We start from the raw sequence: 14,466 nt of genomic DNA on the forward strand, positions 1-14,466 counted from the left end.
GGACGACTACTCCCCCTCGCTCGACTTCGCGTTCGGCCTGGCCGAGCACCGTCCCGTGGGCGGGAAGGTGGGTCCCGGCTCCGCCCGCTCCGCCCTCGGCCGCATCGCAGCCGTCGGTGCCGCTCGCCGACTCCGCGCCGCCGGCCTACGGGTCGCCGCCGCCCCCGCCCGCGTACCCCTCGGCGCCTGCCTACTCCTCCGCGCCCGGCCATCCCGCCGCCTATGCGGCCGCACCGGCGCCCGTCGTCCCCCGCACGCTGAGCCTCGTCGGGATGATCCTCGGCATCGTCGGCCTGGTCATCACGCTCTTCGCCGCCGGCTTCGGCTTCCTGCTGTCGGCTCCGGCCGTCGTGCTCGGCTTCCTCGGACGCCGGCGCGAGCCGGCCGCGCGCGGCTTCGCGCTGACCGCGATCATCACCGGGTTCGCCGGCATCGCCGTCTCGCTGATCTACCTGGCGGTCTTCCTCGTCTTCGTCGTGGTCGCCCTCGCCGCCGGCACCTCCGGCTACTGAGCCGGCGCGGGCCGCTCGACGCGCTCCGCGAGCAGCGCGCGGTGGCGCCCGGCGATCCGCGTCAGGATCAGCACCGCGCTGCCGGTGCCGGAGAGGCCCAGCCGCTTGCGGAAGCGGGCGGGATCGACGTCCACCCCGCGCTTCTTGATCTCGAGCACGCCGATGCCGCGGGTGCGCAGCTCCTTCGCCAGCGTGCGCTCGTCCAGCGGCAGCTCGGCGAGGACCCGGAAGCTGCGGAGGAAGGGCGAGGCGGCCGCATGGTCGCCGGTCAGGTAGGCGATGCCGGGCGAGAGCATCCGCGAGTCGCTGGAGCGCGCGAGCTCGCCCAGGAGGCGCGCGCGGATCGCGGAGCCGTCCGGCTCGTGCACGAACGCGCCGAGGGGGCCGACCTCCTCGTCCTCGCTGTCGCCCGCCGCGGTGAGCTCGGAGGAGCCGGCCGCGCCGAGCAGCAGAGCGGAGCGGCGCACGCCCGGGCGCGCCAGAGAACCGAACCAGAGCCCGGTCTCGACCAGCTCCCCGTCGACCGAGACCCACTGCGCCTCGGCGTCCCGCGGCAGGCGCTCGCGGTCGAAGCCGGGACCCACCTTCACGCCCACGGGACGGTGCTCGGCCAGGCCGAACGCGAAGTCGAGCGAGGGGGAGTAGTCGTCCGGATCGTCGAGCCGGCGGGTCTCGCGGTGGCCGGCCGTGCGGCGTGCCGGGTCCAGGTAGACCGCGTCGAAGCCGTCGAGGTCGAAGGCCTCGGCCGTGGAGTGCACGGCGCTCGCCGCGGGGAACGGGGCGAGGTTGAAGCTGGCCAGGGTCGCGGTGACCTCGTCGGCCTCGACGGCGGTGACCGCCAGGTCGATCGCGGCCATCGCGAGGGCGTCGCCGCCGATCCCACTGCCGAGGTCGGCGACGCGCGCCGCTCCCGCCGCAGCGAACCGGCCGGCGTGCAGGGCGGCGACGCGCAGCCGCGTCGCCTGCTCGAGTCCCGCGTCCGTGAAGAGCATCGAGCGGGCGAACTCTCCGAACTTCGCCTCCGCCTTCTGCCGGAGCCTCGCCTGGGTGAGCACCGCGGCGACGAGGACGGGGGAGTGGCCGGCGGCACGGAGGCGTGCCACAGCCCGCACCAGGTCGTCGGACCGGTAGCCGTCGAGGGAGTCGAGGAGCCGGAGGCCCTCGGGGGAGAGGAGCTCGACCAGCTCGTCGCGTCGCATCCGGCCATGGTAGGCCACGGCCTCCCGGCGGGTCCGCCGCCCTGCTTGGCACTCTGATTGCACGAGTGCCAGCGGAGCCCCTACGATGGATCTAGCACTCTCGGAGCGTGTGTGCCAGAACCGCGTTCCGCCCACATCGTCGTCAAGAAAGAGGTCAACCGTGTCGGTGTCCATCAAGCCGCTCGAAGATCGCATCGTCATCAAGCAGGTCGAGGCGGAGCAGGTGACCGCTTCCGGTCTCGTCATCCCCGATACCGCCAAGGAGAAGCCGCAGGAGGGCGAGGTCGTCGCCGTCGGACCCGGTCGCATCGACGACAACGGCAACCGCGTGCCGCTCGACGTCGCCGTCGGCGACAAGGTGATCTACTCCAAGTACGGCGGAACCGAGGTCAAGTTCGGTGGCGAGGACCTGCTGGTCCTCTCCGCTCGCGACGTCCTCGCGGTCGTCGTCCGCTAGGCAGCATCCCTCGGAAGGGCCCGTCGACCTCGGTCGCCGGGCCCTTCCGTCGTTCCCGGTCCTCCTCGCGACCAGTGGCCTGATCCGCCCGCTGCGGGGCCGTCCTCCCACCCCGCGCCTGCGTAGCATCGGGGGAGTGACCAGCTCCCGCACCCCTGCCGAGTCCGTCTCGCCGTCCCCTTCGGACGTGCCCGTCGGCGAAGGAGTGGAGGCGCTCGGAGCGGCGGGACGCCCGGGCGGGATGTCCGGCACGGGGCTGCTGTTCGCGTTCTCGGCCTACCTGCTCTGGGGTGCGATGCCCCTCTACTTCATCGCGATGGCGCCGGCCTCGCCGTTCGAGATCGTCGCGTTCCGGGTGCTCTTCTCGCTCGTCTTCTGCGTGATCCTGCTCACGGTCCTCCGTGGCTGGCGCTCCTTCGGCGCGCTGCTGCGCCGCCCCCGCCTGCTCGGCGTGATGGCGATCGCGGGCGTGCTCATCTACGTCAACTGGCAGGTCTACGTGATCGCCACGACCACGGGCCACGTCATCGAGGCGGCCCCGGGCTACTTCATGAACCCGCTGGTCACGGTGCTGCTGGGCGTCCTGGTGCTGCGCGAGCGCCTGCGGCCCCTGCAGTGGGCCGCGATGGGCGTCAGCGCGATCGCGGTGCTGGTCATCGCGGTGGGCTACGGGTCCTTCCCGTGGATCTCGCTCGCCCTCGCCTTCTCGTTCGGCCTCTACGGCCTGGTGAAGAGCCGCGTCGGTGGCACGGTGGACGCGGTCGGCGGGCTGACGCTCGAGACGCTCTGGCTGACGCCGCTCGCCGTCGTGCAGCTGGCGATCGTCGGCTCCACGGTGGGGCTGACCCTGACGACGGAGGGGACGGGGCATGCCCTGATCCTCGCCTCGGCCGGCATCGTCACGGCCGTCCCGCTGCTCCTGTTCGCGGGCGCCGCCCGGCGCCTCCCGCTGTCGATCGTCGGCTTCGTGCAGTACCTGACGCCGTTCCTGCAGTTCCTCGTCGGGGCCTTCGTCCTGCACGAGGAGATGCCGCTCGAGCGCTGGATCGGCTTCGCGCTGGTGTGGGCCGCCCTGGCGATCTTCTCAGGCGACCTCGTCGCCGCGGAGCGCAGACGGCGCCGATCCTCCGTCTGATCTGCGGAACGCGTCGTCCTGGCGCGGCGCGACAGCGGAATGGTAACGATCCGGTCGCGAAACGTATTGGTAACACCCCTGTATTGTTCACGGCTGCTTCGGAGGTTAGGTTGGCCGAGCGGTTGCCACCGGCGCCGCTCCCACTGACACACACCTCTCAAGGAGCAACATGGGCGTTTACGCGAAGGCCGGCTCGGCCCGCGCGCGGTCCCTCCGGGCAACCCTCGGCGGCGTCGCCATTCTGGGCGCCAGCGCTCTCGTCCTCGCCGGCTGCGCCGGCGGCGGCGACAGCGGATCGGGCGGCGACAGCGGCTCGGGCGACCTGTCCCTCAAGATCGGCACGATCCTCCCGCAGACCGGCACCCTCGCCGTCCTCGGCCCGCCCGAGATCGCGGGCGTCGACCAGGCGGTCGTCGACATCAACGACGCCAAGGCCGGCATCACGATCGACGTGGAGCAGAAGGACTCGGGCGACACCACGACCGACATCGCGACGCAGTCGGCCACGTCCCTCATCGCCGACAACGTCTCCGCCATCATCGGCGCGGCGTCCTCGGGCGTCTCGAAGACCTTCATCGACCAGGTGACCCAGGCGGGCGTCGTCCAGATCTCGCCGGCCAACACCTCGCCGGACTTCACGACCTACGACGACGACGGCTACTACTGGCGCACCGCTCCCTCGGACGTGCTCCAGGGCCGCATCCTCGGCAACAAGATCCTCGGCGACGGCAAGACCAACGTCTCGATCCTGTACATGAACGACGCGTACGGCACCGGCCTCGAGAAGAACATCAAGGAGACCCTCGAGGCGGGCGGAGCATCCGTCGCGGCCGAGGAGATCTTCGAGCCGGCGTCGACCGACTTCAACTCGGCGCTGACCTCGGTCCTCGCCCCGAACCCCGACGCGCTGGTCGTCATCTCGTTCGACGAGATCAAGACCATCGCGGAGCAGCTCTCGGCCAAGGGCTTCGACTTCTCGAAGCTCTACGGCACGGACGGCAACTACGGCGTCATCGGCGAGTCCGACACCAACGTCGACATCGCCGGCGCGCAGTTCACCAACCCCGGCGTCCAGGCGTCCGAGGACTTCCAGGGCAAGCTGCAGTCGCTCGTCGAGTCGCAGGGCAACGACGCGCTGACCGTGTTCAGCTACGCGCCGGAGTCGTACGACGCCACGGTCCTGACCGCTCTCGCCGCGCTCCAGGGCAAGGCGACGGACGGTGCGACCATCCGCGACAACCTCATGTCGGTCTCGGAGGGCGGCACCAAGTGCACGACCTTCGCCGACTGCGCGAAGCTCATCGCCGACGGCGAGGACGTCGACTACGACGGCCTCTCCGGCCCGATCTCGTTCGACGAGAACGGCGACACCAGCGAGGCCTCGGTCTCGATCTACAAGTACGGCACGGGCAACACCACTTCCTTCGAGGAGACCGTCGAGGGTTCGCTGAACTGACGACGCGGTGACGCGGCTCCTGCCGCATCCCTGAGGGGCTCGGTCTTCGGACCGGGCCCCTTCGCCGTTCCCGGAGCGCAGAGCCGGAGACGCGTCGTCGCGCGGACGCAGCGAGGCGCGGCGGTCGTCCGCGAGGGCGACCGCTGCCGGGTGCGGGCGGACGGCTCCGCGGCGTCCAGGGCCTCGCGTCCCGTCCAGGAGACACTCGGGAGGAGGAGCGGCTCGGACAGCCTGTGAACGGCTCCGAGCGCCTCCTCCGGCCTCGAGGAGCGCTCTGCCGGACCGCGGGCGGGAGCGACGACGTCGAACGCAGAAGCGCGCGCCCTCCGGGGGGAGGACGCGCGCTCGTGGAGTGCGGAGGGCCTAGGAGGCGCGGAGCAGCTCCGCCTCCTGCGCCAGGCGGTACGTGACGAAGGAGCGGCTGTAGTTGCGGCGCTTGCCGCCGGTGGTCTCGGCGATGACGACCTGGGCGTAGACGCCGACGACGCGCCAGCGCTCGTAGTCGCCGATCGCACCGGTGCCGAAGCCGGCTCCGAGTTCCACAGGGGCGGGGGTGTAGCTCTTCATGGTCGGCTCCTTCGAGGCGGACGACGCGGCGCTCGAGGCGCTGCGGGGAGGGGAGGAGATCGGCGACCGATCGCGGTCCCTACCGGGGGAGAGGGGAGCGGGACGTCCCCCTGCAGGGCTGTCCCGTGTCCCCAAAACTACGGCAGGAAGGGCGATATCCTGTCCCCCTCGTGGGGGTCGCCGAAGCGGAGAGACTCTCGCTGTCCTGCCCTCGTCCCGCGGACAGGAGACCGAAGGTCCGGCCCGCCGTTCCGCCGACTTCCGGGGGGTTCGGCGGGCATCGCGGAGAGACCGGTGAAGGCCTGTCCGCGCCGGGAGAGCGGCCCCCCCGCCTCCCTTCTGCGGCACCCCGTGCCGGCGCGTCTCCGGGCACCGAGCCGCCTGCCTTCCCGCCCTGCTCGGGGTGGTCTCCGAGCCGCCCGGCGCCCTGGGCGAGCGGCCCCGCCTCCGCCCCGGAGCCGCACCGGCCCCTCGGCCCCGCTCGCGCCCGCTCCGCGCCCCGGCAACGACGAAGGGCCCGTCGTCCGGAGACGACGGGCCCTTCGCAGCGGGGATCAGCCGCCGACGGTCGGGGTGCTCGTGGTGACCTCGTTGGTCGTCGCGAGCGTGCCCAGGTAGAGCTCGATGACCTTGGGGTCGTTCATCAGCTCCCGGCCCGCGCCCTCGTAGGCGTCGCGGCCCTGGTCGAGGACGTAGCCGCGGTCGCAGATCTGCAGCGCCCGCCGCGCGTTCTGCTCGACGATCATGATCGAGACGCCCGCGCGGTTGATCCGCTGCACGTTGACGAACGTCTCGTCCTGCCGCATCGGGGACAGGCCGGCGCTGGGCTCGTCGAGCAGCAGCATCGACGGGTCCATCATCAGAGCCCGCGACATCGCCACCATCTGGCGCTCACCGCCCGAGAGCGACCCCGAGCGCTGCTTGAGCCGCTTGCTGAGCTCCGGGAAGAGCTCGGTGACGAACTCGAGCCGCTCCCTGTACAGCTTCGGCTTCTGGTACATGCCCATCTCGAGGTTCTCCTCGATGGTGAGCGACGGGAAGACGTTGTTGTTCTGCGGCACGAAGCCCACGCCCTTGGACACCAGCTTGTCGGCCTTGAGGCCGGTGATGTCCTCGCCGTTCAAGAGGACGGTGCCCTGGCGGATGTTGACCAGGCCGAACATCGCCTTCAGCAGCGTCGACTTGCCGGCGCCGTTCGGGCCGATGATCCCGACGAGCTCGCCGCGCTTCACGTAGACGTTCGAGCCGTTGAGGATGTTGACCCCCGGCACGTAGCCCGCGTGCAGATCGTGCGTCTCGAGGGTGTTCGGAGTCGTCGTGTCGGCGGTCATCTCTCGTCCTTCTCGAATTCGACGGCCGGGGCGTCGGTCGTCGGGGCGACGCTCGTCGGCGCGGAGGCCGACGGGGACGCCGTTCCGGCGGCCGGAGCGTCGTGGCCGGGCGTCGGGACGCCGGCCTGCTCCGCCTGCCGCTCCACGTCCTCGCGGACGAGGTCGGAGTCCATCTCCTCGGCGATCTCGAGCTGGCCCTCGATCGTGCCCAGGTCGGTGTCGTGGTGCGCGCCCAGGTACGCGTCGATGACGGCCGGGTCGTTCATCACGGTCGAGGGCGGGCCCTCGGCGACGACCTTGCCCTCGGCCATCACGATCACCCAGTCGGCGATCGTGTTGACCATGTGCATGTCGTGCTCGACGAAGAGCACGGTCATGCCCTCGTCCTTCAGGTTCACGATGTGACCCAGGAGCGACTGCGTCAGCGCCGGGTTCACCCCGGCCATCGGCTCGTCGAGCATGACGAGCTCGGGCTCCGACATCAGCGCCCGCGCCATCTCGAGCAGCTTCTTCTGGCCGCCCGACAGGCTCGACGCGTAGTCGTCCCGCTTGGTGTCCAGCTTGAACTTCTCGAGCAGGCGGATCGCGCGCTGCTCGATCGAGTCCTCCTCCTTCGACCACAGCGGGCGGATGAGCGAGGTGAAGATGTTCTCGCCCTTCTGCCCCTTCGCGCCGAGCAGCATGTTCTCGAGCACCGTCATGCCGCCGAGCGCCTTGGTGAGCTGGAACGTGCGCACCATGCCCATCCGCGACACCCGGTAGGCCGGGACGTTGGCGAGGTTCTTGCCCTTGAAGTTCCACTTGCCGGTGTTGGGCTTGTCGAAGCCCGTCAGCAGGTTGAAGAACGTGGTCTTGCCGGCTCCGTTCGGGCCGATCAGGGCGGTGATGGATCCGCGGGGGATCTCGAGGTGCTCGACGTCGACCGCGGTCAGGCCGCCGAAGCGGCGGCTGACGTTGTCGGCGACGACGATGGGGTCCTTCTTCCTGACCCCGGGGACGATTGCTTCCTCGGTGATGTCCGAGACCGGCGTCTTAGGCAAAGTGCAGATCCTTCTTCTTGCCGAAGATCCCCTGGGGTCTGAAGATCACCAGGAGCATGAGGGCTACCCCCACCACGATGAACCGGATGGGTCCGGTCTGCACGGTGGTGAGGCGGATGAGGTCGTTGTTGAGGACCCCGGTGTCGATCCCGAGCGTGAGCAGCCCGTCGGTCAGACCGAGGACGACCCAGAAGATGATCGAGCCGACGACGGGTCCGAAGACCGTCGCGGCGCCGCCCAGCAGCATGATCGTGTACAGGAAGAACGTGAGCTGGGTGCCGTAGTTGTCGGGCTGGAGCGAGCGGGGGAGGATGAACAGCGCGCCTGCGAGGCCACCGAGCACGCCGCCCAGGATGAGCGCCTGGATCTTGTACGAGAAGACGTTCTTGCCGAGCGAGCGCACGGCGTCCTCGTCCTCGCGGATGCCCTTGATGACGCGGCCCCAGGGGCTGCGCATCAGGAGGAACACCAGGAGGCAGGCCAGGAGCACGAGGCCCCAGCCGACGATCCGCACCCACCACTGGTCCTGGCTGTAGGTGAGGACGCCGATGCCCCAGCGGCCCTCGGGGAGCGGGTTGAGGTCGTTGAACGCCTTCGCCGCGCCGTTGATGCCCTCCGAGCCGCCGGTGATCGCCGAGAACTCGGGGGTCTTGACCGAGAGCCGGATGATCTCCGCCGCCGCGATCGTGACGATCGAGAGGTAGTCGGCCCGCAGCCGGAGCGTCGGGATGCCCAGGATGAGCGCGAAGACGGTCGCCGCGACGATCGTCGCGAGGAAGGAGCCCCAGACGGGCCACTCGAACTTGACCGAGGTGATGGCGAAGGCGTAGCCGCCCACCGCCATGAAGCCGGCCTGTCCGAAGTTGAGCAGCCCCGTGAATCCGAAGTGGATGACCAGGCCGATGGTCGCCAGCGCGTACGCGGCGACAGTGGGATCGACGATCTGCCCGATCGCCAGCCAGATGAAGTTGAGGTTCATGGTGTCCTAGCCGATCCGTTCCTTGCGGCCCAGGATTCCCTGCGGCCTGACCAGGAGGATGATGATCATGAGAACGAGCGGAGCCACGTACTTGAGGTTCTCCGGGATCCAGATCGTCGAGATGTTCATCATCAGTCCGATGATGAGCGAGCCGACCAGCGCGCCGTAGGCGGAGCCGAGTCCGCCGAGGGTGATCGCCGCGAAGATCAGCAGCAGGATCGACGCTCCCGTGTCCCAGCGCAGCGACTGGTAGTAGCCGATGTAGACGCCCGCCAGTGCGGCGAGAGCGCCCGACATCACCCAGACGACGCGGATGACGCGCTCGACGTTGATGCCCGAGGCGGAGGCGAGGGCCCGATTGTCCGAGACCGCCCGCATCGCCTTGCCGATCTTCGTCTTCGTGAGGACGTAGGCCACGGCGACGATGCAGACGACGCCGACGACGGCGCCGACGATGTCGGTGAACTTCAGGCTGATCCCGAGCTCCGGCACCGTGAAGAACGGAGCGGTGCTGTTGGGGAGCGAGAGGCGGTCGGCTCCGAAGAAGAAGACGAACACGTAGCGCAGGGCCAGCGAGAGGCCGATCGTCACGATCATCAGCGGGATGAGCTGGATGCCCTTCTTCCGCAGCGGCTTCCAGAGCAGTCCGTCCTGGACGAAGCCGAAGGCCCCGCCGAGGATCACCGCGATCGGGATGGCCAGCAGCGCCGGGAGTCCGAAGACCCCGGAGAAGAGGTACGCCATCAGTGCGCCGAACGTGACCAGCTCGCCGTGGGCGAAGTTGTTCAGGCCGGTCACGCCGTAGATCAGCGAGGCGCCGATCGCCGCGAGGGCGATCAGGAGCCCGAAGATCAGTCCGGTGACGACCTTCGGCCAGAAGATGATCCAGAACGTGTCGGCCGATACCGGCTGGTTCACCGCGTTGGACGTCCCGTCGGGGTTCGTCGCGTCGTTGCCGGTCGTGCCCTCGGTCGCGGGGCTCGTCGGAGCCGCGGAGTCCGTCGGGACCGGGACGGTCGCTCCGGAGCCCTTCGGGTTGGCCGTCGAGACGATGAAGTTGACGATCTGGTTCTGCGAGGCGACGATCTTCACCTGCTTCGGGTTCTGACCCGCGGCGGGGTAGCCCTTGTCGGCGGGCAGGGACTCCTCGTCGACGGTCACCGTGTAGGTGCCCGCGGCGTCGAGGGGGAACGCGGCCCGGCCGTCCTCGCCGGTGGTCACGGTCGCGGAGGCGTCGCCGCCGATCTCGACGGTCACCCCCGTCAGGTTCTCGTTCGTCCCCTGCACGCGGACCCAGGCGATGATCGACTGGTCGGCGGTGGTGGCGGCGAGTGCGGCAGGGGCCGCCGCGGCGATCCCGGTGAGGGTCGCGGCGAGCAGACCCAGGGCCAGGAGCCGGTCTCGGAGCCTCGGGCGTCTCCTATCCACGGGGCGCCTCCCGGTCCGTCGGATGCAGGGTCGTCGAGCGCTGGCGGCGCATCGAACGGCTGGCTGTGAGCAAGACGTCTACCTCTCGTCAGGGTGCACAGACGGATGGGGTCTCCGGGCACGCCCGAATCGCCGTCGTCAAACAACGTTGGTTGACCATACGTTCCGCATGTGTCGGCGGTGTTTCACCGTCCGCACTTACGCGTGACGACATTATGAGGGAGAGGAGAGCGCTCCAGCGCCCATCCGCGGCCCGGCGGCCGCGCAGTCGAGGAATACCGCGAGCCTCACGGCGCTTAAGATCGAACAACCGTGGCGCTCGTGAGCGGACTCCTCCCGTCCTCTCCGGGCTCCCGCACTCGACCTGCTAAGGGGCATTGATGGACCAGCCGGATCCCTTCGGATTCCTCGGACTCACCTACGACGACGTCATGCTCCTCCCGGGGCACACCGACGTCATCCCGAGCGAGGCCGACACGGCCTCCCGTCTCACCAAGCGCATCAGCGTGGCGACCCCGCTGCTCTCCGCGGCGATGGACACCGTCACCGAGGCGCGCATGGCGATCGCGATGGCCCGCCAGGGCGGCCTCGGCGTCCTGCACCGCAACCTCTCCATCGCCGACCAGGCCGACCAGGTCGACCGGGTGAAGCGGAGCGAGTCGGGCATGGTCTCGAACCCCGTCACCACCACCCCGGACGCCACCGTCGCCCAGGTCGACGACCTCTGCGGCCAGTACCGGATCAGCGGCCTCCCCGTCGTCGACTCCACCGGCGTGCTCGTGGGCATCATCACCAACCGCGACATGCGCTTCGTCTCGCCGTTCGAGAAGGCGACCACGCTCGTCCGCGACGTGATGACCAGCACCGGCCTCATCACGGGCCGCGTCGGCATCCCGGACAGCGAGGTCATCGCCCTCTTCGCGCAGCACAAGATCGAGAAGCTGCCCCTCGTCGACGCACAGGGCAAGCTCGCCGGCCTCATCACGGTCAAGGACTTCGACAAGTCGGAGCAGTACCCCAACGCCACGAAGGACGACGAGGGCCGCCTGCGGGTCGGCGCCGCGATCGGCTTCTTCGGCGACGCCTGGCAGCGCGCCACCGCCCTGCTCGACGCGGGCGTCGACGTGATCGTCGTCGACACCGCCAACGGCGACTCCGCCGGCGTGCTCGACATCATCCGCCGCCTGAAGTCCGACTCCGCGTTCGCCGGCGTCGACGTCATCGGCGGCAACGTCGCGACCCGCTCCGGGGCGCAGGCCCTCGTCGATGCGGGCGCCGACGCCATCAAGGTCGGCGTCGGCCCCGGCTCGATCTGCACCACCCGCGTCGTCGCCGGCGTCGGAGTCCCGCAGGTCACGGCGGTCTACGAGGCGTCCCTCGCCGCGCGCGAGTCCGGCGTACCCGTGATCGCCGACGGCGGCCTCCAGTACTCCGGCGACATCGCCAAGGCGCTCGTCGCCGGCGCCGACACCGTCATGCTCGGCTCGCTCCTCGCGGGCTGCGAGGAGAGCCCCGGCGACCTCGTGTTCCAGAACGGCAAGCAGTTCAAGACCTACCGCGGGATGGGCTCCCTCGGCGCCCTGCAGACCCGCGGCGAGCGGACCTCCTACTCGAAGGACCGCTACTTCCAGTCCGACGTGCCCACCGACGACAAGCTGATCGCCGAGGGCATCGAGGGCCAGGTGCCCTACCGCGGCCCGCTCGCGAACGTGGCGTACCAGCTCGCCGGCGGGCTCCGCCAGTCGATGTTCTACGTCGGAGCGCGCACCATCCCCGAGCTGAAGGAGCGCGGGAAGTTCGTGCGCATCACGGCGGCCGGGCTGAAGGAGTCGCACCCGCACGATGTGCAGATGGTGGTGGAGGCTCCGAACTACCGGCGCTGAGGGGGGCTGGTGGGGCCGGCGGCGGATCGGGATCGCGGCCCCTCTGCCCGATGGGCCTGCGGCCCATACGCCCACCACGCCGGAGGGGCCGCGATCCCGATCCGCCGCCTCCCTCCGGGAGACGAGCACCGATTCTCGGCTGAGGGGCGGGGGACGCAGCGCGAGCGGCGCGAGGCGCCGCCGCGACTGCGGGGGGAGGCTTCCGCCTTTCCGCATGCGGGGGAGTGGTCGTGCCTCACCGCGTGAGCGCGACGGAGTGGGGACTGGCGTCCCGTGTCCCAGCAAGTCGTCGTCGCGGCCGCGCAGGCTTCACCTGCTGGTGGTGTGCGACTGCTCGCGTCGATCACGGACTGGTGCGGAGCCCGGTGGGAGCGGTAGCCGACGATCGTTCCGCCGGATCGTCGAGGCGCGGGCGTACGCCTCTGCGGAACGTGGCCACCTGCCCGGGCCGACCGCGGGCAAGCGATCAGGGCCTCCCGTGCAAGGTGGGAGAGATAACCGTCGATCCGCGTTCTAGCGGATCGGCGTAGCGCGGACGCGGGACGCTCTGCGGAACGCGACCGCCCGCTCGGGCCGACCGCGGGCGAGCGGCGAGCGAGCCACAGCTGATACCGCTCAGCGGTAGCCGTCGATCCGCGTGCGAGCGGATCGGCGTAGCGCGGACGCGGGACGCTCTGCGGAACGCGACCGCCCGCTCGGGCCGACCGCGGGCGAGCGGCGAGCGGAGCGAGGAGCGAGCCACGGCTGACACCGCTCAGCGGTAGCCGGCGGTCCGCGTGCGAGCGGATCGGTGTAGCGCGGACGCGGGACGCTCTGCGGAACGCGACCGCCCGCTCGGGCCGACCGCGGGCGAGCGACGAGCGGAGCGAGGAGCGAGCCACAGTAAACTCTGCGTCATGGAGATCGAGATCGGTCGCGCCAAGCGCGCCCGCCGCGCGTACGCCTTCGACGACATCGCCGTCGTCCCGAGCCGCCGGACGCGCGACCCCGAGGTCGTGTCGGTGAAGTGGTCGATCGACGCGTACCAGTTCGCGACGCCGATCCTCGCCGCGCCGATGGACTCGGTGGTGTCGCCAGCGACGGCGATCCGGCTCGGGCATCTGGGGGCGCTGGGCGTCCTGGACCTCGAGGGCCTGTGGACGCGGTACGAGGACCCGGAGCCGCTGCTCGAGGAGATCCGCAGGCTTCCGGCCGAGACCGCGACGCAGCGGATGCAGGAGATCTACTCCGCTCCGATCCGCCCCGAGCTGGTGACCGCGCGCCTGGCCGAGATCCGCGCCGCGGGCGTCACCGTCGCCGGGGCCCTCTCGCCCCAGCGGACCGCGGAGCTGTACCAGACCGTCGTCGACGCCGGGGTCGACGTGTTCGTCATCCGCGGCACGACCGTCTCGGCCGAGCACGTCTCGCGCGACACCGAGCCGCTGAACCTCAAGAAGTTCATCTACGAGCTCGACGTGCCCGTCATCGTCGGCGGCGCCTCCACCTACACCGCGGCCCTGCACCTCATGCGCACGGGCGCCGCGGGCGTCCTCGTCGGGTTCGGCGGCGGTGCCGCCTCCACCACTCGCACGACGCTCGGCATCCAGGCTCCGATGGCGACCGCGGTCGCCGATGTCGCCGGCGCTCGCCGCGACTACCTCGACGAGTCGGGCGGACGCTACGTGCACGTCATCGCGGACGGCGGCCTCGGCACCTCCGGCGACATCGTGAAGGCCGTCGCGGTGGGCGCGGACGCCGTGATGCTCGGCTCGGCGCTGGCCCGCGCGACCGACGCTCCGGGCGGCGGCTGGCACTGGGGCGCGGAGGCGCACCACCCGCAGCTGCCGCGAGGCCGCCGCGTCGAGGTCGGCACCGTCGGCACCCTCGAGCAGGTCCTCTACGGCCCGGCGACCGGCGCCGACGGCACGGCGAACCTCATCGGCGCCCTGCGCCGCTCGATGGCGACGACCGGCTACTCCGACCTCAAGGAGTTCCAGCGGGTCGAGGTCGTCGTCGCGCCGTACCAGCCCAGCTGACGCTCACCGACCGAGGCGATCCGGACCGTTGAGGCCGTCGCGAACAGCGGGCTCTCTGGACGGCCCGGGCGTCCCTCGACGCGGCGGACGCCGGAGCGGGCCGGACGGATGAGCAGGGGGCCGGCGTCGTAGGCCTCGCGCCAGCCCAGCGGACGACGCTGCGGACCCGCGCGCGGAGCCGGTCCTCCCGGCGCGTCTCGGCGAGAAGCACGTGCTCGGGCGAGCGGTCTCGGAGGAACGCCGGGTCGGTCCAGGTCGACGGCGGTCTGCGCGAGATCCGAGACGGCGAGTCCGTCGATCAGTGCGGGTGAGGGCGGACGCGCGCTCCGCGACGCCGTTCCACGTCCGGCTGCCCAGGTCCGTCGCCCCTCGACATGCACGGTCTGCGCGAGCGGCTCGACCGAGGGGAGTCCGCGGACCGCCGCCGACTCCGGAGGAAGAAGGGCGTGGTCCAGGTCGCGGCC

Annotated in this window: 12 protein-coding genes; 6 read left to right on the forward strand and 6 right to left on the reverse strand. The window is 70.7% G+C overall.

Going from position 1 to position 14,466, the window contains the following annotated elements; translation table 11 throughout:
• Positions 1-272 precede the first annotated feature (272 nt).
• Positions 273-512 carry a hypothetical protein gene (locus C5C59_RS16975; protein WP_104251054.1) on the forward strand — a complete coding sequence of 80 codons (240 nt, stop codon included), beginning with the start codon at positions 273-275 and terminating at the stop codon, positions 510-512.
• Here C5C59_RS16975 and C5C59_RS03840 read toward each other — a convergent pair.
• Complete coding sequence (locus C5C59_RS03840) at positions 506-1,711, reverse strand: SAM-dependent methyltransferase (protein ID WP_104251222.1); 1,206 nt, start codon at positions 1,709-1,711, stop codon at positions 506-508. The genes C5C59_RS16975 and C5C59_RS03840 overlap by 7 nt on opposite strands.
• A gap of 160 nt (positions 1,712-1,871) precedes the next feature.
• Between C5C59_RS03840 and groES the strand changes: the two genes are divergently transcribed.
• The 3 genes from groES (at position 1,872) to C5C59_RS03855 (ending at position 4,759) form a co-directional block, all read left to right on the forward strand.
• The gene (gene groES, locus C5C59_RS03845; RefSeq protein WP_097167691.1) at positions 1,872-2,168 is read left to right on the forward strand and encodes a co-chaperone GroES; all 297 of its coding nucleotides are present in this window, start codon (positions 1,872-1,874) and stop codon (positions 2,166-2,168) included.
• 241 nt (positions 2,169-2,409) lie between these two features.
• Positions 2,410-3,303: an EamA family transporter RarD gene (gene rarD, locus C5C59_RS03850; RefSeq protein WP_104238456.1), complete on the forward strand. Its 894-nt coding sequence runs from the start codon at positions 2,410-2,412 to the stop codon at positions 3,301-3,303.
• A gap of 169 nt (positions 3,304-3,472) precedes the next feature.
• A complete protein-coding gene (locus tag C5C59_RS03855) occupies positions 3,473-4,759 on the forward strand; it encodes an ABC transporter substrate-binding protein (protein ID WP_104238457.1) in 1,287 nt (428 codons plus the stop codon).
• A gap of 363 nt (positions 4,760-5,122) precedes the next feature.
• Here C5C59_RS03855 and C5C59_RS03860 read toward each other — a convergent pair whose 3' ends face one another.
• The 5 genes from C5C59_RS03860 to C5C59_RS03880 all read right to left on the reverse strand — a co-directional run bounded on the left by C5C59_RS03860 (position 5,123) and on the right by C5C59_RS03880 (position 10,104).
• Positions 5,123-5,326, reverse strand: coding sequence for a hypothetical protein (locus tag C5C59_RS03860; RefSeq protein WP_104234164.1), 204 nt, complete (start codon positions 5,324-5,326; stop codon positions 5,123-5,125).
• Between the two features lie 554 nt (positions 5,327-5,880).
• Entirely contained in the window at positions 5,881-6,657 is a 777-nt protein-coding gene (locus tag C5C59_RS03865) for an ABC transporter ATP-binding protein (protein WP_104238458.1), read from the reverse strand.
• Entirely contained in the window at positions 6,654-7,697 is a 1,044-nt protein-coding gene (locus C5C59_RS03870; protein WP_104224730.1) for an ABC transporter ATP-binding protein, read from the reverse strand. Before C5C59_RS03870 ends, C5C59_RS03865 begins: the two co-directional genes overlap by 4 nt.
• Positions 7,690-8,676 carry a branched-chain amino acid ABC transporter permease gene (locus C5C59_RS03875; RefSeq protein WP_104224731.1) on the reverse strand — a complete coding sequence of 329 codons (987 nt, stop codon included), beginning with the start codon at positions 8,674-8,676 and terminating at the stop codon, positions 7,690-7,692. The genes C5C59_RS03870 and C5C59_RS03875 overlap by 8 nt, the downstream gene beginning before the upstream one ends.
• A 6-nt stretch (positions 8,677-8,682) precedes the next feature.
• Complete coding sequence (locus C5C59_RS03880) at positions 8,683-10,104, reverse strand: branched-chain amino acid ABC transporter permease (RefSeq protein WP_104238459.1); 1,422 nt, start codon at positions 10,102-10,104, stop codon at positions 8,683-8,685.
• A 380-nt stretch (positions 10,105-10,484) separates the two neighbouring features.
• Here C5C59_RS03880 and guaB point away from each other — a divergent pair, with 380 nt between their 5' ends.
• Together guaB and C5C59_RS03890 are read left to right on the forward strand one after the other, a co-directional pair.
• Positions 10,485-11,987, forward strand: a complete 1,503-nt coding sequence (gene guaB / locus C5C59_RS03885) for an IMP dehydrogenase (RefSeq protein WP_104224733.1) — start codon at positions 10,485-10,487, stop codon at positions 11,985-11,987.
• Positions 11,988-12,883: 896 nt separating this feature from the next.
• Positions 12,884-14,002: a GuaB3 family IMP dehydrogenase-related protein gene (locus C5C59_RS03890; RefSeq protein ID WP_104224734.1), complete on the forward strand. Its 1,119-nt coding sequence runs from the start codon at positions 12,884-12,886 to the stop codon at positions 14,000-14,002.
• Positions 14,003-14,466 lie beyond the last annotated feature (464 nt).

This window comes from Rathayibacter sp. AY1F4, from assembly GCF_002931775.1.
In the GTDB taxonomy this organism is placed as follows: domain Bacteria; phylum Actinomycetota; class Actinomycetes; order Actinomycetales; family Microbacteriaceae; genus Rathayibacter.